General features: G+C 62.4%; 18 protein-coding genes. 16 read left to right on the top strand and 2 right to left on the bottom strand.

Features of this window, described 5'->3' with window-relative positions; genetic code table 11:
• The first annotated feature begins 87 nt into the window (after positions 1-87).
• The 4 genes from HBO12_RS00525 to HBO12_RS00510 all read left to right on the top strand — a co-directional run bounded on the left by HBO12_RS00525 (position 88) and on the right by HBO12_RS00510 (position 3,938).
• On the top strand, positions 88-1,155 hold the full coding sequence (locus HBO12_RS00525; protein ID WP_170041078.1) for a phosphotransferase family protein: 1,068 nt from the start codon (positions 88-90) through the stop codon (positions 1,153-1,155).
• 17 nt (positions 1,156-1,172) lie between these two features.
• Complete coding sequence (locus tag HBO12_RS00520; RefSeq protein WP_170041077.1) at positions 1,173-1,940, top strand: SDR family oxidoreductase; 768 nt, start codon at positions 1,173-1,175, stop codon at positions 1,938-1,940.
• A 72-nt stretch (positions 1,941-2,012) separates the two neighbouring features.
• Positions 2,013-3,446: a MocR-like pyridoxine biosynthesis transcription factor PdxR gene (gene pdxR, locus HBO12_RS00515; protein WP_169955752.1), complete on the top strand. Its 1,434-nt coding sequence runs from the start codon at positions 2,013-2,015 to the stop codon at positions 3,444-3,446.
• 84 nt (positions 3,447-3,530) lie between these two features.
• A complete protein-coding gene (locus HBO12_RS00510) occupies positions 3,531-3,938 on the top strand; it encodes a cupin domain-containing protein (RefSeq protein ID WP_169955753.1) in 408 nt (135 codons plus the stop codon).
• A 29-nt stretch (positions 3,939-3,967) separates the two neighbouring features.
• Here HBO12_RS00510 and HBO12_RS00505 read toward each other — a convergent pair whose 3' ends face one another.
• Complete coding sequence (locus HBO12_RS00505; protein WP_169955754.1) at positions 3,968-4,597, bottom strand: DNA-3-methyladenine glycosylase I; 630 nt, start codon at positions 4,595-4,597, stop codon at positions 3,968-3,970.
• A 217-nt stretch (positions 4,598-4,814) separates the two neighbouring features.
• Between HBO12_RS00505 and HBO12_RS00500 the strand changes: the two genes are divergently transcribed.
• From HBO12_RS00500 to HBO12_RS00490, 3 genes are all read left to right on the top strand, one after another.
• The gene (locus HBO12_RS00500) at positions 4,815-6,140 is read left to right on the top strand and encodes a C4-dicarboxylate transporter DctA (RefSeq protein ID WP_170041595.1); all 1,326 of its coding nucleotides are present in this window, start codon (positions 4,815-4,817) and stop codon (positions 6,138-6,140) included.
• 152 nt (positions 6,141-6,292) lie between these two features.
• On the top strand, positions 6,293-6,994 hold the full coding sequence (locus HBO12_RS00495) for an FCD domain-containing protein (protein WP_170041075.1): 702 nt from the start codon (positions 6,293-6,295) through the stop codon (positions 6,992-6,994).
• Between the two features lie 15 nt (positions 6,995-7,009).
• Positions 7,010-7,687 (top strand): GntR family transcriptional regulator, encoded by a 678-nt coding sequence (locus tag HBO12_RS00490; protein WP_170041073.1) that lies wholly within the window; start codon positions 7,010-7,012, stop codon positions 7,685-7,687.
• A gap of 1,848 nt (positions 7,688-9,535) precedes the next feature.
• Here the strand turns inward: HBO12_RS00490 and HBO12_RS00485 are convergent.
• Positions 9,536-14,395: an NAD-glutamate dehydrogenase gene (locus HBO12_RS00485; protein ID WP_170041071.1), complete on the bottom strand. Its 4,860-nt coding sequence runs from the start codon at positions 14,393-14,395 to the stop codon at positions 9,536-9,538.
• 584 nt (positions 14,396-14,979) lie between these two features.
• On the opposite strand from HBO12_RS00485, the gene HBO12_RS00480 reads away from it, so the two are divergent.
• From HBO12_RS00480 to HBO12_RS00440, 9 genes are all read left to right on the top strand, one after another.
• Positions 14,980-16,509 carry a dermonecrotic toxin domain-containing protein gene (locus tag HBO12_RS00480; protein WP_170041069.1) on the top strand — a complete coding sequence of 510 codons (1,530 nt, stop codon included), beginning with the start codon at positions 14,980-14,982 and terminating at the stop codon, positions 16,507-16,509.
• A gap of 94 nt (positions 16,510-16,603) precedes the next feature.
• A complete protein-coding gene (locus tag HBO12_RS00475) occupies positions 16,604-16,957 on the top strand; it encodes a hypothetical protein (protein ID WP_170041068.1) in 354 nt (117 codons plus the stop codon).
• A 245-nt stretch (positions 16,958-17,202) separates the two neighbouring features.
• Complete coding sequence (locus tag HBO12_RS00470; RefSeq protein ID WP_003218556.1) at positions 17,203-18,162, top strand: AAA family ATPase; 960 nt, start codon at positions 17,203-17,205, stop codon at positions 18,160-18,162.
• A 5-nt stretch (positions 18,163-18,167) separates the two neighbouring features.
• Positions 18,168-19,100, top strand: a complete 933-nt coding sequence (locus HBO12_RS00465; protein ID WP_169955760.1) for a DUF58 domain-containing protein — start codon at positions 18,168-18,170, stop codon at positions 19,098-19,100.
• The gene (locus tag HBO12_RS00460; RefSeq protein WP_169955761.1) at positions 19,097-19,591 is read left to right on the top strand and encodes a DUF4381 domain-containing protein; all 495 of its coding nucleotides are present in this window, start codon (positions 19,097-19,099) and stop codon (positions 19,589-19,591) included. Before HBO12_RS00465 ends, HBO12_RS00460 begins: the two co-directional genes overlap by 4 nt.
• Positions 19,584-20,672 carry a vWA domain-containing protein gene (locus HBO12_RS00455; RefSeq protein WP_170041066.1) on the top strand — a complete coding sequence of 363 codons (1,089 nt, stop codon included), beginning with the start codon at positions 19,584-19,586 and terminating at the stop codon, positions 20,670-20,672. The genes HBO12_RS00460 and HBO12_RS00455 overlap by 8 nt, the downstream gene beginning before the upstream one ends.
• Entirely contained in the window at positions 20,669-22,405 is a 1,737-nt protein-coding gene (locus HBO12_RS00450) for a tetratricopeptide repeat protein (protein ID WP_170041065.1), read from the top strand. Before HBO12_RS00455 ends, HBO12_RS00450 begins: the two co-directional genes overlap by 4 nt.
• Complete coding sequence (locus HBO12_RS00445; protein ID WP_170041061.1) at positions 22,402-24,042, top strand: BatD family protein; 1,641 nt, start codon at positions 22,402-22,404, stop codon at positions 24,040-24,042. Before HBO12_RS00450 ends, HBO12_RS00445 begins: the two co-directional genes overlap by 4 nt.
• 483 nt (positions 24,043-24,525) lie before the next feature.
• Positions 24,526-24,825 (top strand): DUF6124 family protein, encoded by a 300-nt coding sequence (locus tag HBO12_RS00440; RefSeq protein WP_170041060.1) that lies wholly within the window; start codon positions 24,526-24,528, stop codon positions 24,823-24,825.
• Positions 24,826-24,935 lie beyond the last annotated feature (110 nt).

Genomic DNA, 24,935 nt, shown 5'->3' with positions numbered 1-24,935 from the left:
AAGCCGTCGCCGCCTTGTGGCGGGTCGGCTGTGCGCATTAGATTAGCCAATAGTCCAAGGCCTCAAGAATAAGCAGAAGGGATAAGCATGGCGCTCAATGACCAATCCACCCAGATTCGCCCCGGCGAAGAACTGGATGCCAGCCTCATCGACCCCTACCTCAAGGCCCATATCCCGGGCCTGAGTGGCAGCGCCAGAATCAGCCAGTTTCCGGGCGGCGCCTCCAACCTGACCTATCTGCTGGAATACCCCGAACAGGAATTCGTGCTGCGGCGCCCGCCCTTCGGGCACAAGGCCAAGTCAGCCCACGACATGGGCCGAGAGTTCCGCATTCTCAACCAGCTCAAGGATGGCTTCCCCTACTGCCCCAAGGCCTACGTGCACTGCACCGACAAATCGGTGATCGGCGCCGAATTCTATGTAATGGAGCGGGTCAAGGGCATCATCCTGCGCTCGGACCTGCCGCCGGAGCTGGGCCTGGACGCGGAACGCACCGAAGCCCTGTGCAAGAGCTTTATCGACAAGTTCGTCGAACTGCACCAGGTGGACTACCACGCCTGCGGCCTGGCCGACCTGGGCAAGCCCGAAGGTTACGTGGCACGCCAGATCAGCGGCTGGAGCGATCGCTACGAAAAAGCCCTGACCCCCGACGCCCCGAAATGGGAAGCCGTACGCGCCTGGCTCAACGACAAGATGCCCGCCGACCACCCCACCTCGAGCATCGTGCACAACGACTATCGCTTCGACAACGTGATCCTCGACCCTGACAACCCGATGCAAATCATCGGCGTGCTGGATTGGGAACTGACCACCCTGGGCGACCCGCTGATGGACCTGGGCAACAGCCTGGCCTACTGGATCGAAGCCGCTGACCCCGCGCCCGTGCAACTGATGCGCCGCCAACCGAGCAACGCTCCCGGTATGCTCACCCGCCGCCAGTTTGTCGACTACTACGCCGAGCGCTCAGGCATCCAGATCGACAATTTCGACTTCTACTACACCTACGGCCTGTTCCGCCTGGCCGGCATCGTGCAGCAGATCTACTACCGCTTCTTCCATGGCCAGACCCAGGACAAACGCTTCGCGCAGTTCATTCACATGAACAAGCTGCTGGAGCAGATGAGCCTGAACGTCATCCACAAATCCACGCTCTGACCCGACAAGGAACCACCATGTCCAAGACCAACCTGTTCGACCTCGACGGCAAGATCGCTTTTGTCTCCGGCGCCAGCCGTGGCATCGGTGAAGCCATTGCCAAGCTGCTGGCCCAGCAAGGCGCCCACGTGATTGTCTCGAGCCGCAAGATCGACGGCTGCCAGCATGTGGCCGATGCGATCATCGCCGCCGGCGGCAAGGCCACGGCCATCGCCTGCCATATCGGCGAGATGGAGCAGATCAGCGAGGTGTTTGCCGGCATTCGCCAGCAGTTCGGGCGCCTGGACATCCTGGTCAACAACGCCGCGACCAACCCGCAGTTCTGCAACGTGCTGGACACGGACCTCGGCGCGTTCCAGAAAACCGTCGACGTGAACATCCGTGGCTACTTCTTCATGTCGGTGGAAGCCGGCAAGCTGATGCGCGAGAACGGCGGCGGCAGCATCATCAACGTGGCCTCGATCAACGGCATCTCCCCAGGGCACTTCCAGGGCATCTACTCGGTGACCAAGGCCGCCGTGATCAATATGACCAAGGTGTTTGCCAAGGAATGCGCGCCGTTCGGCATCCGCTGCAACGCCCTGCTGCCAGGCCTGACCGATACCAAGTTCGCCTTGGCGCTGGTGAAAAACGAATCGATCCTGAACATGGCCCTGGCCCAGATCCCCCTAAAGCGCGTAGCCGACCCCAGCGAAATGGCCGGCGCGGTGCTGTACCTGGCCAGCGATGCGTCAACCTACACCACCGGCGTTTCGCTGAATGTGGACGGTGGGTTCCTCTCCTGATCCCACATTTTTGATCGGCGTTGCCCTTGCATACGAGTAACCTTGGCAGGATTGACCGCCTCGGAATGAAACATGGAACTGCACGTCGTCATCCAGGGCCGCAAGGACCTGGCCGAACAGCTTTACCAGCAACTGCGCGACGCCATTGAGTCAGGACGCCTGGCCGCTGGCGCGCAGTTGCCCCCCAGCCGCTTGCTGGCCGAGCAGTTGGGGATCTCGCGCAAGACCGTGTCTGACACCTACACCACCCTGACCTACGAAGGCCTGCTGATCGGCAAGATCGGCCGTGGCACCTTCGTCAGCGCCCATGCGCTGCGGCCGAAGGGCCTGCAAAGTGCGGCCGACCTGGCCTGCGCCGCCAACCTCGCCAAGTGGCAAGCCCTGCCCTCGCCCATGCGCCACCCGACGCGCGAGAGCACGTTGCGCTGCGAGTTCATCGGCGGTGCCACCACCCGCAGCCTGTTCCCCCAGGACGAATGGCGGCGCTGCACCCAGGACGCCTTGCGGCGCATCGCCCAGAACAGTGGTTTCTACGGCCAGCCCGAGGGCTTACCGGCCTTGCGCAATGCGATTGCCGGGCACATCGCGTTTTCCCGAGGGGTCAACTGCCGGGATGACGACATTGTGGTGTGCAACGGTGCCCAGCAGGCACTGGACCTGATCGCCCGCGTGGTCCTCGAACCGGGCAGCATTGTCGCCATGGAAGACCCCGGCTACACCCCGGCGCGCCTGCTGTTCGAAGCCATGGGTGCCACCGTGGCCGGCGTGCCGCTGGACGCGCAGGGGATCCAGGTCGAGTTGATTCCCGAGGGCACCCGGCTGATCTACGTCACCCCGTCCCACCAGTTTCCATTGGGCATCCCCATGAGCCAGCCACGCCGCGAAGCGCTGCTGGCGCGGGCGCTGGCCCTGGGCGCGATTGTCATCGAGGACGACTACGACAGTGAGTTCCGCTACGAAGGCCGCCCCACCGACGCCCTGCAGAGTATGGATACACGGGGCATCGTCGCCTACGTCGGGACCTTCTCCAAAACCCTGCTGCCGGAGCTGCGCCTGGGCTATACGGTGCTGCCCCCGGCCATTCGCGGCGCGGTGCTCAAGGCCAAGCAACTGAGCGACCAGCACAGCTCGACCCTGCCGCAATGGGCCCTGGCCAAGTTCATCAGCGAAGGCTACCTGCTCAAGCACATCCGGCGTTGTCACACCGTCTACAGTAGCCGCCGCGAACGCATTCTCAGCCGCCTGGCCGGCGACCTGTCACCTTGGTTCGAGGCCGTGCCCAGCGTGGCCGGGTTCCACCTGGCGGCACTGTGCAAAGTGCCGATCAACATCCCCCTGCTGATCGAACTGGCGCGGCAGGTGGAAGTCGGGCTGTATCCGCTGGATGTGTTTTTCCATCAGGCGCCGGTGCGTAGCGGCCTGATCATCGGTTTTGGCGCCATCGAGACCCTGGACATCGACCCGTCCCTGGACAAGGTGCGCGATATCCTGCAGCAGATTGGCTGAGGGGTTTTCCAGCAGATTGGTTATAGGTACGCCGCGCGCCCGGGCGTAGGGTGAGGGGATCTGAAACGATGGGAACCCCGCACCATGAAAACACTGCTCGGCACCACCCTTCTGCTGGCTTCGCTTAGCGCCTTTGCCCACGAGCCGGTGTACAACCAGGAATCGATCAAGGTCCTGCAAGAGCACGCCTTGAGCAACGTACCCGGCAAGAAAACCCTCATGCTCACCGTGGATTACGCGCCGGGCCAGGCCACCGTGCCCCATAGCCATACTGGCACGGCAGTGGCCTACGTACTTGAGGGGCAAATCACCTCGAGGGTCAATGATGAACAGGCCATTACCTACAAGGCCGGGCAATCGTTCTACGAACCCGCCGGTTCGCGCCACTTCGAATCAAGCAATGCCAGCCAGACCCAGCCGGCCAGGCTGCTGGTGGTGATGGTGCTGGATGACAAGGCCGAGGTGCTGACGCCCCTGCCACCGCAAAACTGAACGGTAGGAGGCTTGCCAGCTCCTACCATTCAGGGACGCTTGAACTGACGCCGCAGGTCTTCGATCGGTTGCCGACAGGCGCAGCCCTCCAAGTGATCGTTGACCATGCCCATTGCCTGCATAAACGCATACATCGTCGTCGGCCCGACGAACGTCCAGCCGCGTTTCTTCAAGGCCTTGGACAAACGTACCGAAGCCGGCGACGTCGGGTTGCCCGTCCAATAGGCCATGTCCACCACCGCCGGGCGCTCGGCCGCCGTCGGTTCAAACGCCCACAGCCACGCCGCCAGCGAGCCGTGCTCATCCACCAGCTCGCACGCCCGGCGCGCATTGTTGATGGTCGAGACGATCTTTGCGCGATTGCGCACGATGCAAGGATCAGCCATCAGGCGCTGGACATCCTCCTCGGTGTACTGCGCCACCCGGCGAAAATCAAAACCGGCGAAGGCCCGCCGAAAATGCTCGCGCTTGCGCAGGATGGTGATCCACGCCAGGCCGGCCTGGAAGCCTTCCAGGCAGATCTTCTCGTACAGCGCCCTATCCTCGGCCACCGGCACCCCCCATTCATGATCGTGGTAATCGGGGTATTCGGCGGCGGCCGTCCGCCATGTACAGCGGGTCAGTCCCGCTTCATCGGTTGTCAGTCCCGGCTTATCCATACATCACCTCAGCGGCCAAGCCCGGGATGATAAGCGAAAAATTTTCCAGGCCGCCAACCGCTCAAGCATCACGGTTACCGAGCAACTGGTAAGACCGGAGCACACAAACACCCCTTCATCCCCTTGTAGTTTGCAAAAAACCGAGCGTAGACTGGCCGCGCACTGGACTTACCGGTAAGACCACAACAATTAAGCCCTGGACCCACCAGGGCACCGAATAGAGATCCCTCCCATGCTCAGATGGTGCTCGCGTTCGATTTTCCTGCAAGTCGTCATAGGCCTGATGCTCGGCATCGCGTGCGGCTTGGTCCTTCCCGAATTCTCCTCACAACTCAAACCCCTGGGTGACGGCTTTATCAAGCTGATCAAGATGCTGATCGGCCTGATCGTGTTCTGCGTGGTGGTCAGCGGTATTTCCGGCGCGGGCGACCTGAAAAAAGTCGGGCGCATCGGCCTCAAGTCGGTGATCTATTTTGAGATCCTCACCACCATCGCCCTGGTGCTCGGCCTGGTCCTGGCCTTCAGTACAGGAATTGGCAGCGGCGCCAATATCCACCTTGAACAGCTGTCTTCCGCAGGCCTCAATGAATTGGCGGATCGCGGCCAGCATATCAAGGGCACCAGCCAATTCTTGATGGACCTGATCCCCAACTCCGTGATCGGGGCCTTCGCCGACAACAACGTGTTGCAGGTGCTGTTGTTCTCGGTGCTGTTTGGCAGTGCGCTGAACCTGGTGGGCGAAGCGGCTTCGGGCATCTCACGGCTGATCAACGAACTGAGCCATGTGATCTTCCGGATCATGGGCATGATCGTGCGCCTGGCGCCCATCGGGGTTTTCGGCGCCATCGCCTTTACCACCAGCACCTATGGCCTGGATTCGCTGCAGCACCTGGGCAGCCTGGTGGGCCTGTTCTACCTGACCTGCATGGCCTTTGTCGCGCTGATCCTGGGCACGGTGATGCGCCTGTCGGGCCTGCGTATGCTGCCGCTGCTCAAATACCTTCGCGAAGAGTTGCTGATCGTGATGGGCACCGCGTCGTCCGATGCGGTGTTGCCACAGATCATGCGTAAACTGGAACACCTGGGCATTGGCAGTTCCACCGTCGGCCTGGTGATCCCCACTGGTTACTCGTTCAACCTCGATGGTTTCTCGATCTACCTGACCCTGGCCATTGTGTTTATCGCCAATGCCACCGGGACACCGTTGTCGATGACCGACCTGCTGACCATCCTGCTGGTGTCGCTGATCACCTCCAAGGGCGCCCACGGCATACCGGGCTCGGCCCTGGTGATTCTGGCGGCCACCCTGACGGCTATTCCTGCCATCCCGGTGGTCGGCCTGGTGCTGGTGTTGGCGGTGGATTGGTTCATGGGGATTGGTCGTGCGCTGACCAACCTGATCGGCAACTGCGTCGCGACCGTGGCCATTGCCCGCTGGGAAAAGGACATTGATCTGCAACGGGCCAACAAGGTACTGGAGGGGCAGCAAGGGTATGCGTTCCAGGCCAAGAAGCCGGTACTGCCGGCGCACCAGGAGTTCTAGCGCAGATCGAATGTGGGAGCGGGCTTGCTCGCGATAGCGGTGTGTCAGCCCCTACATGTGCTGACTGATCCACTGCTATCGCGAGCAAGCCCGCTCCCACCGTTAATCGTCGCCATTTTTACCGTTTGTGTTTGCAACATAAGGAGCCCGGCGTGATCAGCACCTCAACCGTCGTCAATTCAGTCGTAGAAAAACTGCGCGCCGCCCTGGCACGGGGCCAATGGCGGCGTGGCGAAATGCTCCCCGGCCAGCGCGAACTGGCCGAGCAACTGGGCATCAGCCGCCCCAGCCTGCGTGAAGCGGTGATCGTCCTGGAAACCCTCGGCCTGGTGCGCTCGATGCCCGGCAAAGGCGTGGTCGTGCTGGAAACCAGCGTCAGCGAGCCACACCCCCATGATGCCGTGGCCGACGCCAGCCTCGCCGATATCCTGCAACTGCGCTACACCCTGGAGCCGTTTATCGTCGGCCTGGTGGCCCAGTCCATCACCAGCAAGGAAATCGGCCAACTGCGCCTGACCCTGATGGACATGCGCGAAGCCCTGGAAGCCAACGACAGTGAAGCCGGGATGAACGCCTACATTGCCTTCCATGAAGAACTGTTCGCCCTGACCTCCAACCCGATTTTCCAGAACGTGGTGCAGCAGACCAGCAACGCCCTCAAGCAAAGCGCCCAGGTGTTGCGCAATTCCCCCGAACACCTGGCCGAGCGCCTGCAGGAAAACGAAGCCGTGGTGCGCGCGATCCGCAACAAGAACAGCGCCCTGGCCAGCGCCGAAATGCGCCGCCATATCCTCAACGAGGGCCAGCGCATGGGCACCGCCCTGAATATTCCCGACGACCATCTCGGCAACTGACTCTGGAGGCTGGCCATGAGCGCTCACGCCCTGCAACGCACTTTTGCTGTCACCGCCCCACCCGCCATGCGCCTGGTGCCCGGTAAACGGCCATCGGTGGATGACCTTTACCCACGACTGTTCGATGCCATCCTCGAACAACGTATCGTGCCCACCAGCCGCTTTACCGAAGAAGGCCTGGCCCAGCAATTTGGCGTCAGCCGCAGCGTGCTGCGCCGGGTCCTTGCGCGTCTGGCCGAGCAGCAAGTGATCATCCTGCGTCCCAACCTGCGCGCCCAGGTGGCGGCGCCGGATGCCGAGCAGGTGCAACATATGCTTGAGGCGCGGCGCTTGATGGAAGTGACCGTGGTCCAGTTGGCGTGCGTACAGGCCAGCCCTGGGCAGGTGCGGCGCCTGCGCGAACTGGTGGCCCGCCAGCGGGCGTGCGTCGAGCAGGGCCAGCAAGGCCCGGCCATCCGCCTGTACGGCGAGTTTCACCTGTTGCTGGCGGCCATTGCGGGCAACCGGCCATTGGCGCAGTTTCTCAACAGCCTGGTGCCGTTGACCTCGCTGGTCATTGCCCGGCAAGGGGCGTTCACCGGCGCCTGGCTTGAGCAGGCAGAGATTGTCGAAGCGGTGGAGCGACGGGATGCGGATATGGCAGCATGCTTGATGACCCGGCATCTGGATCATCTGCAAGCAAAACTCGCGTAAGCCCATAGAGATTCAAATGTGGGAGCTGGCTTGCCTGCGATGGCGGTGGGTCAGCCGCCAGCAACAGTGCCTGGACTGCCGCTATCGCGAGCAAGCCCGCTCCCACAAGAGATCTCACTGAGGCAGAAAATTGTGGCCCCTCCACAGATCAAATGTGGGAGCTGGCTTGCCTGCGATGGCGCTGGGTCAGCCGCGAGCAACAGTGACGGGACTGCCGCTATCGCGGGCAAGCCCGCTCCCACAGGGGATCTCATTGGGGCAGAGAATTTTGGCCCCGCCACAGATCAAATGTGGGAGCTGGCTTGCCTGCGATGGCAGTGGGTCATCCGCCAGCAACAGTGACGGGCCTGCCGCTATCGCGGGCAAGCCCGCTCCCACAAGGGATCTCACTGGGGCAGAGAGTTTTGGCCCCACCACAGATTAAATGTGGAAGCTGGCTTGCCTGCGATGGCGCTGGGTCAGCCGCCAGCAACAGTGACTGGATTGCCGCTATCGCGGGCAAGCCCGCTCCCACAGGGGATCTCATTGGGGCAGAGAATTTTGGCCCTACCACAGATCCAGTGTGGGAGCTGGCTTGCCTGCGATGGCGCTGGGTCAGCCGCGAGCAACAGTGACGGGATTGCCGCTATCGCGGGCAAGCCCGCTCCCACAGGGGATCTCACTGGGGCAGAGAGTTTTGGCCCCACCACAGATCAAATGTGGGAGCTGGCTTGCCTGCGATGGCGGTGGGTCAGCCGCCAGCGACAGTGACTGGACTGCCGCTATCGCGGGCAAGCCCGCTCCCACAGGGGATCTCACTGGGGCAGAGAATTTTGGCTCCACCACAGATTAAATGTGGAAGCTGGCTTGCCAGTGATGGCGCTGGGTCAGCCGCCAGCGACAGTGACTGGATTGCCGCTATCGCGGGCAAGCCCGCTCCCACAGGGGATCTCACTGGGGCAGAGAATTTTGGCTCCACCACAGATTAAATGTGGGAGCTGGCTTGCCTGCGATGGAGGTGGGTCAGCCGCCAGCAACAATGACTGGACTGCCGCTATCGCGGGCAAGCCCGCTCCTACAAGGGATCTCATTGGGGCAGAGAATTTTGGCCCCACCACAGATCAAATGTGGGAGCTGGCTTGCCTGCGATGGCGGTGGGTCAGCCGCCAGCAACAATGACTGGACTGCCGCTATCGCGGGCAAGCCCGCTCCCACAAGGGATCTCACTGGGGCAGAGAATTTTGGCCCCATCACAGATCAAGTGTGGGAGCTGGCTTGCCTGCGATGGCGCTGGGTCAGCCGCCAGCAACAGTGACGGGACTGCCGCTATCGCGGGCAAGCCAGCTCCTACAAGGGATCTCACTGTGGCAGAGAGTTTTGGCCCCACCACAGATCAAATGTGGGAGCTGGCTTGCCCGCGATGGCGTTGGGTCAGCCGCCAGCGACAGTGACTGGATTGCCGCTATCGCGGGCAAGCCCGCTCCCACAAGGGATTTCACTGAGGCAGAGAATTTTGGCCCCATCACAGATTAAATGTGGAAGCTGGCTTGCCTGCGATGGCGCTGGGTCAGCCGCCAGCAACAGTGACTGGACTGCCGCTATCGCGGGCAAGCCCGCTCCTACAAGGGATCTCACTGGGGCAGAGAGTTTTGGCCCCGTCACAGATCAAATGTGGGAGCTGGCTTGCCAGCGATGGCGCTGGGTCAGCCGCGAGCAACAGTGACGGGACTGCCGCTATCGCGGGCAAGCCCGCTCCCACAGGGGGCGGTCGGGGCAGCAAGTTTTGCATACGCCCCACCTGGTTCCGAACCCACAAAAAAGCCCCGTCTCTCGCGAGACGGGGCTTTGCTTTAACGCTCTAGCAGCCGATTACAGCACCGCTTGACCACTCATTGCCAGGTCCAACAGTTCCCGATTGGCCACCGCGTACATGGCGTAGTCCGTACCCACCGCAGCACGGATTTCCACCATCATCGCGCGCCAACGCTCGACCATGCTCGCGTTCTGCTCCAGCCACAGGGCCACGCGGGCTTCCATGTCTTCTGGCGCATCGGCCATTTGCAGAACCTTGATGGTGATCGCCCGTTGCTGCCAGTCCACGTCATCGCGGAAGGCTTCGCGGGCCTGGGCCTGCCAGTTGTTGCCCACCGGCAGATCGCTGATCTGCTGCAGGTACCACGGCAAGTCCAGGGCGCTGCCCACGGCGAAGTAGGCCTTGGCCACATCGGCAGCGCTCTGGCCGGTAACGTCAGCGGCTTCGATGATCGGCAGCAAGGTGTACAGGTGCGTGGTGCCAGCAACCATGCGCGCCAACAACTCCGGCACACCGGCTTCGACATAGGCCTGGTAACGGTTCTGCCAGCCTTCGCGGGTCGGGCCTTCCAGCAGTTCGTCGAGCTTGAGGCCCAACGCTGCCAGGTGCGGACCGAAGTGCGCCACATCGCGCGCGGCGTCCTGCTCGTTGCGACGGCTGCGCAGGAACCAGCGGGTAGCCCGACGGCCCAGGCGCATCAGCTCGTCCATCAGCGCCAGTTGCACCTCGGCTGAGACCTGGTGATCCAAGGCCTCGATCTGCCGGAACCAATGAGGGAGGTGGAAGATGTCACGCACGATCACATAGGCGCCCGCCACGTTCGCCGGGCTCATGCCGGTCGACTCTTTGAGGCGTTGCACGAAGGTGATGCCCATGTGGTTGACCAGGTCGTTGGCGATCTGGGTGCTGACGATCTCGCGCTTGAGGCGGTGGCGACGCATGGCCTCGGAGAACTTGGCCACCAGGCTCGGTGGGAACGCGGTCTCCATGTCGCGGGTCAGGTAGTCGTCATCCGGCACCAGGGACTTGAGCAGCGCTTCCTTGAGGTCGATCTTGCTGTAGGAAATCAGCACCGACAGTTCCGGGCGCGTCAGGCCCTTGCCAGTCGCGGCGCGCTCGACGAGCTGCTCCTCGGTCGGCAGGTACTCGATGGCGCGGTCCAGCTTGCCACGGCCCTCCAGGTCGCTCATCAGGCGCTTGTACTCCGCCGCACGCTCGTAGGCTTTGCGAGCGGCCAGGGACAGGGCCTGGGTCTGCTTGTAGTTGTTGCCCAACACCAGGCTGCCGACTTCGTCGGTCATACTCGCCAGCAACTGGTTGCGTTGCTTGTCGGTCATGTCGCCAGCCTGCACCACTTCGTTGAGCAGGATCTTGATGTTCACTTCGTGGTCGGAGCAGTCCACGCCACCGGCGTTATCGATAAAGTCGGTGTTGGAACCGCCGCCATTGAGGCCGAATTCCACACGACCCAGCTGGGTCATGCCCAGGTTACCGCCCTCACCCACTACCTTGCAGCGCAGCTCGTTGCCGTTGACGCGCAGCGCGTCGTTGGCCTTGTCGCCCACATCGGCGTGGCTTTCCGTGCTGGCTTTGACGTAGGTGCCGATACCGCCGTTCCACAACAGGTCCACCGGTGCCTTGAGCAAGGCATTCAGCAGCTCGGTCGGGGTCAGCTTGTCGGCCTGGATGTCGAAGCGCTCTTTCATCTGTGGCGAGATGGCAATGCTTTTGGCGCTACGCGAGAAGATACCGCCGCCTTCGGACATGATGCTGGTGTCGTAGTCCGACCAGGCCGAACGCGGCAGCTCGAACATGCGCTGGCGCTCGATGAAGCTGGTGGCCGGGTTCGGGTTTGGATCGATGAAGATATGCAGGTGGTTGAAGGCGGCGACCAATTGCAGCTTGTCGGACATGAGCAAGCCGTTACCGAACACGTCACCGGCCATGTCGCCAACGCCGACCACCGTGATGCTGTCTTGCTGCACGTTGATGCCGCGCTCACGGAAGTGACGCTGCACCCCGACCCACGCGCCCTTGGCGGTGATGCCCATTTTCTTGTGGTCATAACCGGCCGAGCCACCGGAGGCAAACGCATCCCCCAGCCAGAAGCCGTAGTCGATGGCGATACCGTTGGCGATGTCGGAGAAGGTCGCGGTGCCTTTGTCGGCCGCCACTACCAGGTACGGGTCATCGTTGTCGTGGCGCACCACGTTCAACGGAGGCACCAGGGCGCCGTCTTTCAGGTTGTCGGTAATGTCCAACAGGCCGGAAATGAAGATGCGATAGCAGGCGATGCCCTCGGCCGCGATCTCGTCGCGGCTGCCGCCCAATGGCAGGCGACGCGGCAGGAAGCCGCCCTTGGCGCCGACCGGCACGATCACCGAGTTCTTCACCTGCTGGGCTTTGACCAGGCCCAGCACTTCGGTACGGAAGTCTTCTTCACGGTCGGACCAGCGCAGGCCGCCGCGAGCGACGTTGCCAAAGCGCAGGTGCACGCCTTCGACGCGCGGCGAGTAGACGAAGATCTCGAACTTCGGCACTGGCTTGGGCAGCTCGGGAATGGCGTGGGGGTTGAACTTGAAGCTGAAGTACGACTTGTTCTGGCCGTTGGCATCAGTCTGGTAGAAGTTGGTGCGCAGGGTGGCCTTGATCAGGTCCAGGTAGCGTCGCAGGATCCGGTCCTCGTTGAGCACCTGCACGTCGTCCAGGGCAGTGAGGATCGCTTGCTCCAGGCGTTGCTGCTTGTCTTCCAGGTCGTCGGCGGTGAGCTTGCGCGCCAGGTAGAAGCGGGTCTTGAACAGCCGGGTCAACTCGCGGGCGATGTCGGTGTGGTTGTTCAGGGTGCTGGCGATATAACCCAGGTCGAAGCCCAGGCGGATCTGCTTCAGGTAACGGGCGTAGGCACGCAGCAGTGCAACGTCACGCCATGGCAGGCCGGCGGTCAGTACCAGGCGGTTGAACGCATCGTTCTCGGCGTCGCCGTTGACGATATGCACGAACGCGTCCTGCAGGGTGTCGTTGAGCTGCTGGATGTCGAGGTTCAGGCCTTCGGCGGCGGTGAACGCAAAGTCGTGGATCCAGAACTCGCGGCCATTGGCGTGACGCAGGCGGTACGGGAACTCACCGAGCACGCGCAGGCCGAGGTTTTCAAGGATCGGCAACACGTCGGACAGCGCCAGCGGGGTATCGGCGTGATACAGCTTGCAGTGCAATTCCTGCTGGCCGGTCACGTGGCCCAAAGGCTGGTAGAAGCTCATCACCAGTGGCTTGGCTTCCGTCAGGTTCAACAGATGCTGCATGTCGACCACGGCTGAATGCGCGGCGAAACGCTCGCGGTAGCCTGCGGGGAAGCCTTTGGGGAAGTCCGCCAGCACGTTGGTGCCGTGGGCTTCGCCGAAGCTCTCGACCACCAGGCTCGCGTAGTCGTCCTGCCAGCTGCGGCAGGCCTGCACCACTTCTTTTTCCAAAAGCAGGGGGTCGATATCCAGGCGGTTCTTCGGGTCAACCCGCAAAATCAGCTGGACACGGGCCAGCACGGACTCGGAGAAGAAGGTCCAGAACTCGCAATCCGAGGCCTTGAGGCGATCCATCAGCACTTGCTGGATCTTCTGGCGCACTTCGGTGGAGTAGATATCACGCGGCACGTAGGCCAGGCAGTAGCAGAAACGACCGTACGGGTCTTTGCGCAGGAACACGCGGATCTTGTTGCGTTCCTGGATCTGCACGATCGACATCACGGTGCTGAACAGCTCGTCCACCGGGGTCTGGAACAGGTCGTCGCGAGGCAGTACTTCAACCACCTGAGCCAGTTCCTTGCCCAGGTGCGCCTTGGCCTGGAAGCCCGAGCGGCGCTCGATTTCCGCGACCTTGCGGCGGATATAAGGAATCACCCGCACGCTTTCGCCGTACACCGAGGAGGTGTAGAGGCCCATGAAGCGGCATTCCTTGATGACCTTGCCATCGGCATCGATCTGGCGGATCGACACGTAGTCCGGGTAAGCCGGACGGTGCACACGGCTTGGGTGCGCAGCCTTGGCGAACGACAATACAGTCGGCTCGCGCAGATAGGCCACAGCGTAATCTTCGATGCGCAGGTCTTCAGCGGTGAGGCCGGCGCGCAGCAGTTTGGTCAGGCCGAGGAAGGAAGTGGCGTCATATTCCAGATGACCGCCGTCCTGCTCGTCATGCACCACAAACTCTTCGTAGCCCAGGAAGGTGAAGTGGTTGCCCACCAGCCATTCCAGGAAGCTCTTGATCTCGGCCTTTTCTTCGCCTTCGATGGCGAACTGGCTGTTGTCGATACCGGCCAGCAGTTCCTGGACCTTGGCCTTCATCGGCTCGAAATCAGCCACGGCCACGCGCACCTCGCCCAACACCTGCTCAAGTTCCGTGCTCAGGACATTCAGCTCGGCGGCATTGGCGCAGCGGTCGATCTCCAGGTACATCAGCGATTCTTGCAGGACGTCTTCGCCCTGGGTGCCCTTGGGCAGGATTTCCAGCAACTCGCCCTTCTTGCCACGGCGCACGCTCAGTACCGTGGTTTGCAGGGTATGGATGCTGTAGCCGCGGCGGTTCAGTTCGGTGCGCACCGAGTCGACGAGAAACGGTAGGTCGTGGTGCAAGACCTCGACCGCCGTGTGGGTCGACTGCCAGCCGTGGCGTTCGTAATCGGGGTTGTACACTCGCACTTGCGGCTGGGTGTGATCAAAGCGCTCAAGCAGGCGCCAGGCAGACAGGGTGCAACCGGCCAGGTCGGACATGCGACGCTGGGTCAGCTCGTCCAGGGAAATAATGCCGAAGAATTGTTCAGCGAACAGCGCCACTTGTGGCAGTGCCTGTTCACTGATGTGCTGCGCCAGTGCCGCTTGCAGTTGATGCTGGAAGTCGGCTTTGCTGGCTGCGGTGAAGAACGCCATCTGTGGTACTCCGCTTGGGCTTGTTATTGATGGAAGCGTCGCGTGTGATCCCCTGGTGGGGAGACCGTCATTTCTGTTCGCAGGTGATGATGATAAACACCATAAACGAATCAGGGTGACAGGTGGGTGAAGCTGGACAAGTCAATGAGGTCACATTCGACGTCCACTGGATGCCCCCCTGCGCATGACGGTACGGCGGGCAGGTCAGAGTCACGCAAAAGGCACATCCGTTGCGCAGCTTAACGAGTGCGGCAAGCTGGCTGCTTGCTGCACTGCGACATATTCGGTCAACACACGGCATTGCGCGGTTGCACCAAGAGCAACCCTTCCTACCGCTCAGGTGTAGGTTGAGGATTAAAAGCGCAGCCGCCAAGCAGGCATGATCAACCTGCCGCCCGGTAAAACTTCATACATCCGTAAAATCTAATTCCTAACTCCGCGCAGGAACCGTATTTCAATATTGAGTCACTTAGTTTGAGCAGGTATTTCCTTCGACAAAGGCTCTATTACCACTCAACGAGGCGCTATTGAACGTATATTCCCCCGCCCTCCGCACCCCGCTGCCAGGGCACCAGCCCCCTTGCATGCAGCCCCCTGCACCATCACGTCCGGGTAGTGCAGCCACTGCAGGGCAAGTCCTTACGGCGGCCTGTTTCAAAGCGCCCGTAGCCACCAACAAGGCCGTGCAACAACTCCTCACCGACTACACCTACCCCAAGACACCGGACGAAGTCACTTCGCTCCACGTCAGGCGCCAGATCAAGCAAACGTTCGGTAAAGATATTGACCCCGATAAAACTTACTTAGTGAGCATTCAATATGATCACCGCACTAACGCCCCACCTTATAGCGGGGTCATTGTTCAAAAAATATCACTGACCCAGGCAGCAAGGCTCAACCAGCAGGACGAACCTGAGTTCCACGGGGCGCTACGTTCAAAAGAAGACGGGCCCTTTGAAATAAGACAAAGCTCAACACATACCCACGACCCTGACGGCTTTGGCAGGTTCGCGCGCCCAAATGAATCGGGGTTCACCAGCCACTTTCAAGGTATTTACACTGAGCCGTCGCAAGCGACTGCCCATCTCTATGATGCAAGCAATAGAGTCGATATCAGCGCCACCGACTTTAAACAGATGGTATGGGATAACAGTTATAAGTCCCCCTATGACCAGTACCTGAACAGTTACTGGAACAGCAATTCCCGCCATGCCTATGCCCAAGCCTCCAGAGGCGCCTTCTTGCAGGCGTCGCACAGGTCCCTGAGCGAAAACGATCGACAGATCGCCATGGGTGCCGCAGGACTACCGGCCGACCAAAGTTACCAGTCCCTTAGTCACAATGACCTGATACAGCCCTACAAGGCTGATCCAAATCTGCAAACCAAATTCCTCACGTTCAAAGGTTTTAACATGCGCGCCTTTTACACTTTGGATAAGTCCACAGGCCGGGTCTTGTTGTATCTGCCTGGCCATGGGTCCATGTTGAAAGGCTTCGACTCCAAGAAACACATGAATAAGTGGCTGGCCGAACAGTTGAAGGACCCGCGACAAGTCGACAGTTTCAAACTGTACTTCCGCCCCCAGGACCGTCCCGATGAATTCCTGTCCAAAGGCATTGATGCGCTCATAGACAACACCCGTAATGTGCTTAGCAGTGACCTTCCTGTCGCTACGCAAGAAAAGCTCGGGTACTTTGACGAGGGCGGCCTATTCGATGGCCAGGTAGTCCAAGGGAACCCGTTTGAGGAACTGCAGCAACGCACCGAGCAAGACCTGAAAAACGCCACTCGCTTTCAATTCGTACTCAATCGCGACGTCACGGCAAAGACTGCCTTCAAGTATTTGAATTGGGCCAAATATGGGCTGCTGCTTTTAGCTCCGCTAGGTATCGCTTTCCCACCGCTGGGCGCTGCACTGACAGTAGCGAGCGTCTCAGTGGGTGCAGCAGAGCTCGGCGTTGGCATTGACAGCTATATCAATAAGCGCCCCGAGGCAGACAAGCTCATCAGCGAAGGCACGGCGAAAACCTTTGTCCCGCTGTTTACCAGTGGCCTGGGCAATGCCTTTAAACCGATCAGCAGCACAATCAGCGCCTGGGCCTTCAATCCCTGATGCCCGTTTGACACAAAAGCCGACACAAAGCCCGAGGTAATGGCAGAATTACAGCCTGCCGGCCTTGTCGCCGCCTTTCCACACAGGACTCCACATGCAACTGACCACCGCCCACCTGCTCGCCACCCCTTGCGATGACGAAGAAGACAACATGGCCATGCTGTGCTGCCACGGCACTCAGGGCGAGATGTTCATGCTGTCCCGTTATCCGGATGAGGACGAGGTGGAGCTGACCTGGGACTACGAGCCTTCGACCCTGGATGGCTTGAAGATCACCTTGAGCGCGACCACCCTGCTGGTGGAGATCGGAGCGGCAGACAAGGATGCGCTGGGCGGCAGTGATCACCTGCAGATCAACCACGCCACCGCCGAGTCGGACCTGGCCGAGGTAGAAGAAACCTTGCAGAACATTCTCAAGGGCACTGGCACCTACATCCGCACGCTTTGACTGGCGGCTGCTAAATCGCCATCGCAGCGATGGGGCGACCTGACAAGCCCGCTTCCACCTGTGGGAGCCGGGCTTGCCCGCGATGGAGCCCTCATCAACGCCAAAAACCTCAGGCCTTTGCTGTAAGCCGCAAAAAATACCCCCCGGTTCGTTAGTCGCCAGCCCCTCCAATGCATTAAAGTAAGCGCCCCAGGCCTTGGCGTTTTTCACAATCCCCAGGCTCATCTTTCCAGGAACCGTCATCGATGGAACATCGTGAAGCGCTGCTCGCGCTGCGAACCTTTCTTTCTACGCAGATTCTCGGCCAGGAAAAACTCATCGAGCGCTTGCTCATTGCCCTGCTCGCCGACGGCCATATGCTGGTAGAAGGCGCTCCCGGCCTGGCCAAGACCAAGGCCATCAAGGAGCTTGCCGAAGGGATCGAAGCACAGTTCCATCGTATCCAGTTCACCCCCGACCTGTTGCCCGCCGACATCACCGGCACCGAGATCTATCGCCCGGAAACCGGCAGCTTCGTGTTCCAGCAAGGGCCGATCTTCCACAACCTGGTGCTGGCGGACGAAATCAACCGCGCCCCGGCCAAGGTGCAGTCGGCGCTGCTCGAAGCCATGGCCGAGCGCCAGGTCAGTGTCGGGCGCAGTACCTACGAGCTGTCGCCGCTGTTCTTGGTGATGGCCACGCAAAACCCCATCGAGCAGGAAGGCACCTATCCCCTGCCCGAAGCCCAGCTCGATCGCTTCCTGATGCACGTCAAGATCGGCTTCCCCGATGCCGCCGTGGAGCGGCGCATCCTGCAACAGGCCCGTGGCGAAGCGCTCAACGGCGAGACCAAGCCCGAACGGCGGGTCAGCCAGCAGGCGATCTTTGCCGCGCGCAAGGAAATCCTCGGCCTGTACATGGCCGATGCCGTGGAGGAATACCTGGTGCAACTGGTCATGGCCACGCGCACGCCAGCCAAGTTCGACCCGGAAATGGCCGAGTGGATTGCCTACGGCGCCAGCCCCCGGGGCTCGATCGCCCTCGACCGCTGCGCCCGCGCACACGCCTGGCTGGCCGGGCGCGACTTTGTCAGCCCGGAAGATATCCAGGCGGTGCTGTTCGACGTGCTGCGCCACCGCATCATCCTGTCCTTTGAAGCCGAAGCGGCCGGCATCGACCAGGACCGCGTGGTGCAACGCATTCTCGACGTCGTTGCCGTCGCTTGATCCCCATGAACGCCGGCGATGGAATCCGTGTTTCCCTCAGCGAATTGATCGAGATGCGGCATCGCGTGCGGGAGGTGCAACTGTTTTCCACGCCGAGCCAACGCAGCCCGCTGATCGGCCTGCACCATTCCAAATTGCGCGGGCGCGGCGTCGACTTCGACCAGGTGCGGGTGTACCAGGCCGGCGACGATGTGCGCACCATCGACTGGCGCGTCACCGCCCGCACCCAGGAGCCGCACACCAAGCTGTTCCATGAAGAGCGGGAGCGGCCGATCTTTATCATGGTCGAGCAAAGCTGCCGGCTGTTTTTCGGCTCCGGGCTGATGTTCAAGTCGGTCCTCGCCGCCCAGGCCGCGAGCCTGATCGGCTGGGCCGCGCTGGGGCACAACGACCGGGTCGGCGGCCTGGTGTTCGGGGATAACGAGCACTACGAGATCAAGCCCCGGCGCAGCAAACAAAGCCTGCTGCAACTGCTCAACCGCCTGGTGCGGGTCAACCAGAGCCTGAACACCGAGAGCCGCCCCGAAGCCGATGCCCTGGGCATGGCCCTGCGCCGTGGCCGCGAGGTACTGCGCCCCGGCAGCCTGGTTATCGTGATCTGCGATGAACGCGCCCTGACCGAAGGCGCCGAGCAGCAACTGAGCCTGCTGTCGCGCCATTGCGACCTGCTGCTGCTGCCGGTCTCAGATCCGCTGGACCACGCCCTCCCCGCCGCCGGCCTGCTGCGTTTTGCCGAGCGCGGCGCACAACTGGAAATCGACACCTTGAACTTCGAGCTGCGCCAGGCCTACAAGGCCCAGGCCGAAGCCCGCATCGCCCGTTGGGAACTGCTCGCGCAGAAGCTGCGGGTGCTGCTGATGCCATTGAGTACCCAGAGCGAAATGGTCGAGCAACTACGTGAATACCTCAACCCGCAGCGCCCGGTGAAAAAGCCATGAGCAGCCTGGACTCGTTGCAACCGCTGATCGCCCCGCCGGCCATTGGTTTCTGGCCACCGGCACCGGGCTGGTGGCTGTTGCTGGTGCTGATCCCCCTGGCGGGCTGGGGCGTATGGTGGCTGCGGCGCTTTCTGCCCGGCAAACGCCCGCTGGCCCGGGCCGAGCAACCGCTGGACCCTCTGCGTATCGCCGCCCTCGCGGAGCTGGCGCTGATGCCCAAACCCTACGATGGCGCACCGGCCGGCGCCTGGCTGCAGCAGCTCAATGGCCTGCTCAAACGCCTGTGCCGCAACGACTACCCCTACAGCCAGAGCCACACCCTCAACGGGCGCAAATGGCTGGCCTTTCTTGACAACCGCTGCCCGGCGGCCGGCCTGACGCGCTGGATGGTCCTGGTGGAAGGCGCCTACAAACCCGAATGCAAACTCGACGACAAGGCCATCGCCGGCCTCACGCAAGCGGTCGACACCTGGATTCGCAAACATGTTTGAGTTCGCCTGGCCGTGGGTCTTTGCCCTGTTGCCCTTGCCGTGGGTGATGCGCCTGATCCTGCCAGTGGCCGACAGCGGCGAGCCGGCGTTGAAGGTCAGTTTCCTCGGCGATCTCGAAGGCCTGGCCCGGCGCCGTGCGCGCATCAATCTGCCGGGTTGGCGCCAACAAGCGCCGTTCGTGGTGCTGTGGCTGTTGCTGCTGACCGCCGCCGCGCGCCCGGAATGGCTCGGCGAGCCGCTGCCGATTGCCGCCAGCGGCCGCGACCTGCTGGTGGCGGTGGATGTGTCGGGCTCCATGGACTTCCCCGATATGCAATGGCAGGACGAAGACGTCAGCCGCCTGAGCCTGGTCAAGCACCTGCTGGGGGACTTTCTCGAAAGCCGCGAAGGCGATCGCGTGGGCCTGATCCTGTTTGGCAGCCAGGCCTACCTGCAAGCGCCGCTGACCTTCGACCGGCGTACCGTGCGCACCTGGCTGGACGAGGCGCGCATCGGCATTGCCGGAAAAAATACCGCGATTGGCGACGCCATCGGCCTGGCCCTCAAGCGCCTGCGGCAACGCCCGGCACAAAGCCGGGTGTTGATCCTGGTCACCGACGGCGCCAACAACGGCGGCGAAATCGACCCACTGACCGCCGCCCGCCTGGCCGCCGAAGAAGGCGTGAAGATCTACCCCATCGGCATTGGCGCCAACCCCGAACAGACCGGGACCCTGGGCATGTTCGGCCTCAATCCCAGCCTGGATCTGGACGAGCCGGCGCTCAAGGCCATCGCCGCGGCGACCGGCGGGCAATATTTCCGCGCCCATGACGGTGCCGAGCTGCAAGCGATCAAGCAAACCCTCGACCAGTTGGAGCCGGTGGCGCAACAGCCGACCCAGGCCCGCCCGGCCCAGGCGTTGTATAGCGGGCCCCTGGCGCTGGCGCTGTTTCTCAGCCTGCTGTTGGTGATCCAGGAACGCTGGCCGGATAACGCCTTGCAACGGCTGCTTAATAAACTCTCGACCAAGGGCCATTTCCTGCAACAGCACCCACAATGGCGCCAACGCCTTCAACGCCTGCGTTTGCGGAGGCGTCGATGATCGCTTTATGGCCGCACTGGTTCCGTCCCTGGTGGTTGTTGCTACTGCCCGTGCTCGGTTGGTTGCTGTGGCAACTGTGGCATCGGCAAAAACGCGCCGGGCGCTGGCAGATGATCCTGCCGCCGGCCTTCCACGCGGCCCTGCTCAGTGGCGGCAATGGCCGGGAGAGCAAATCGCCGTGGCTGCTGCTGGGCCTGGCCTGGCTGCTGGCCCTGCTGGCCTTGCTCGGCCCAGGCTGGCAACGGGTCGAGCAGATCAGCCAGAAACCCGCCGACCCGCTGGTGGTGTTGCTGGAACTGACCCCCGAGATGCTCGCCACCGACAGCCCGCCCAACCGCCTGGAGCAGGCACGGCGCAAGCTGGTGGACCTGCTGCAGGCGCGCAGTGACGCGCAGACCGCCATCGTCGTGTATGCCGGTAGCGCCCACACACTGGTGCCGCTGTCCGACGACCTGGCCACCAGCCGCAACCTGCTGGAAGCCCTGCGCCCGTCGATCATGCCCGAGGCCGGCCATCGCGCTGACCTCGCTGTGGAAAAAGCCCTGGGCCTGCTCAAGCACGGCGGCCTGGGCCAGGGTCGCCTGTTGTTGATTGGCTCGTCGCTGTCCAAGCAGGAGCGCCAGGGCATTCGCCTGCTGCTGCAAGGGCAGGCACCGAGCCTGTCGATCCTGGGCATTGGCAGCCGTGAAGGCACGCCGGTGACTCAGGAAAGCGGCGAGTTCCTCAAGGACGAACAAGGCGCGATCCTCATCCCGCGCCTGGACAGCCCGACGCTCAAGGCCTTCGCCAGTGAAATGGGCGGCCGCTATCGCCAGGCCCGCCTGGACGACAAAGACCTGCGCAGCCTGGGCCTGATGGACGGCCCGCAAAACCTGCGCGACGACGGCCAGCGCCTGCAACTGGACACCTGGGCCGACCAGGGTTACTGGTTTTTGCTGCCCCTGCTGCTGCTCGCCGCCTGCGCCGGGCGCCGTGGCTGGCTGTTCTGCCTGCCGCTGCTACTGCTGGCGGCGCCGCAACCAAGCTATGCGTTCAGCTTTGATGACCTGTGGCTGCGCCCCGACCAACAGGGCCAGTACCTGCTCAAGCACAAACGCCCGGCCGAAGCCGCCGAACACTTTGAGAACCCACAATGGCAAGGTGTGGCCCTGTATGAAGCGGGCAACTACGCCGAGGCGGCCCGGCGCTTTGCCGAGGGCAGTGACGCCTACTCCCACTACAATCGAGGCAACGCCCTGGCCCGCGCCGGCGAGCTGGAAGCCGCGATAGACGCCTATGAACAGGCCCTGGAAGCCCAGCCCGACCTGCAGCCGGCCCTGAAAAACAAAGCCCTGGTGGAACGCCTGCTCCTTGAAGAACCGGAGCCCGAGCCGCCAGCACCCGAAAAAAACGAGGATGACGAATCCCCCCAACCCGGCCAAACTGCGCAACCAGGCGACAACAGCCAGCAAACCAACGGCGGCGAGCAATCGCCCCAGGGCGCAGGCCAGGCGGGCACCGGCGAGACACAAACCGGCACCCCGCCCACCGCGGGCAACAACGAAGTACCCGGCAGCGAACTGGGCGACGAACAGACCACCACGCCCCCCTTGCGCCCGGCCGATGCCAACCTCGACGAGGAGCACCGCCAGGCCCTGGAACAATGGCTGCGACAGATCCCGGACAACCCCGGAGAGTTGTTGCGACGCAAATTCTGGTACGAACAGCAACAACATCAGGACAAGACTCGATGAGCCGCTGCACCCCATTTGTCTTATCGCTAGCGCTGTGGGCCGGTCACGCCCAGGCGGCCGACCTGGCCGCCAGTATCGACCGCAGCCGCGTCAATTCCGGGGAAACGGTGGAGCTGACAATCGAGTCCGATGACGTTACCCAGTTCGGCAAGCCGGACCTGTCGCCCCTCGACCCGCTGTTCGACGTACGCGGCACCCGCCAGATCAACCAGCTCACCACCCTCGACGGCAGCAACCACGCCACCACCCGCTGGATCATCACCTTGCAGCCCAAGACCACCGGCACTGTGGTGATCCCAGCGCTGCAACTGGGCGAATTCAAGACCCAGCCGATCAGCCTGCAAGTGGACGAAACCCTCGGCCAGGACAGCGACAACCAGCTCGAACCAGTATTCATCGAAGCCAGCCTCGATGAGGACAGCGTATATGTGCAGGCCCAGGCCCTGCTGACCGTGCGTATCTACCATTCGGTGGCGCTGTATGACGACAGCGTCCTTACGCCCTTGCAGTTGTCTGACGCGCGCGTCGAGCCAGTGGGTGATTCCCGCACCTATGAAAAAGTCATCAACGGCGTGCGCCATGGCGTGATCGAAATGCGTTATGGGATCTACCCGCAGCACAGCGGGCAACTGCTGATCCCCGCGCAAATGTTCAGCGCCACCATGGTCGAACCACGCCCTGCCCAGGGCACCGCGCCCCAGGCGCCCAGGCCCGGCAAGCTGTTGCATGTCAATTCCACCGAGATCCCCCTGACGGTCAAGCCCAAGCCTGCGCTCTATCCAGCGGACGCCCCCTGGCTGCCGGCGCGCAGCCTGAGCCTGGGCGAAAGCTGGAACCCGGAACCTGCAAACGTGCAGGTCGGCGACTCCCTGACCCGCATCCTTACCCTCAAGGCCGAAGGCCTGGCCAGCGCCCAGTTGCCCGCGCTGCCCAGCACCGAAATCGCCGGCCTGCGGCGCTACCCCGACCAGCCGGTGCTGAGCAACCAGAACAGCGAGCGCGGGGTGATCGGCAGCCGTGAAGACCGCGAAGCCCTGGTACCCAACCGCGCAGGCGCCCTGGAATTGCCCGCCGTGGAAGTGGTGTGGTGGAACACCCACGAAGACCACCTTGAGCGCACCAGCCTGCCGGCCCGCACCCTGCAGGTGGCGGTCAACCCGAGCCTGGTGGTCGACACCCCGGCCACCCCCACCGTGATCACCGCACCGGACGATGGCCGCCTGTGGATCTGGCAGCTCACCAGCCTGTTCCTCGCCTGCACCACCCTGCTCGGCTTCGGCCTGTGGTGGCGCGCCCGCTCGCGCCCGGCGATCCAACGCGCCGCCCAGACCGGGCCCAGCCCCCGCACCTTGCTCGACGACCTGCGGCGTGCGAGCCAAGCCAACGACCCCCAGGCCACGCGCCAGGCGCTGGACGCCTGGGCACGCCAGCAACCGGAAACCCTGGCAGAGATGGCGGCGCGGTTTGTGCCGCTGTCCGATGCCCTGGATGGGTTGAACGGCGCGCTCTATAGCGAAAGCGGCCAGTATTGGCAGGGCGAAGAGTTGTGGCGGGCAGTCAAGGCCATTCCCATGGCCGAACGCGAACAGGCCCCGGTGACCGACAGCACCAGCTTGCCGCCGCTGTATCCCAAGTAACCGCCCACGCTGTACCGACGGTGAACTCAGCTGTAGGAGCTGGCTCGCCTGCGATGGCGGTGTATTAGTCGATAAATGTGTTGGCTGACCCAGCGCCATCGCAGGCAAGCCAGCTCCCACAGGGGAATGCAGCTTCGCGCTCTGGCGTTGGAGGGCTCGTCACAGATTGTTAAAGGCCAGCAATCCATATCCCTTTAATTTGCAGGACGTTTCCTAGACAATCCTTCGGCCTTGCGCCTGCACAGTCCACTGGCTAGCCTTCGCTCCTTCGCTGAGCATCAGCGATCGGGTGTGAGAACCTGCCAACCAGTAGGCGCCAAGCGCCACTACCGTCATTACCATGTTCTATGGCGGCTGTGTGCGGGCAGACTTCGGTCTGGCCGGAGTCCTACTGTCCGGTATTCTCACCCTGCACATAGCTGCCACCTTTTTGTCGAGTGAGACCGACATCGGGATGGCTCCCTTTTCAGTAGGAGCTTATGCATGAACAAAATCGTCCCCGACCCACCCCGCTTCACCCCCGACCGCGAAATATTTGACCGCGCCCTGAGCCACTACCTACAACCCGCCTCGCCCCCTTCCTTCACCGTGCATCAAGACCTCAGTTTTGAAGACGCCCTTGCCCAAATCAGCGACCTGCTGCGCTGCGCAGCCGCCACCGCAGCCGGCACCACCCAAGGGCTGACCGGCAATCAACGGCACATGGCAGGCGCCACCGAGCATTTGATAGACAAGGCGAAAATCCTGGCCGACCGTGCGCTCGACTGCCTCAAACCCCATTGACCTTCCACACGCAGCCTGCGTGGATGCGAAGGCCATGCGTTAGAGATGGCGGTGTATCAGCCGATAAATGTCTTGGCTGACCCATCGCCATCGCCGGCAAGCCAGCTCCT

Source organism: Pseudomonas sp. WS 5059 (genome assembly GCF_012985525.1).
Taxonomy (GTDB): Bacteria; Pseudomonadota; Gammaproteobacteria; order Pseudomonadales; family Pseudomonadaceae; genus Aquipseudomonas.
This window is presented reverse-complemented; position numbering and strand designations above follow the sequence as displayed.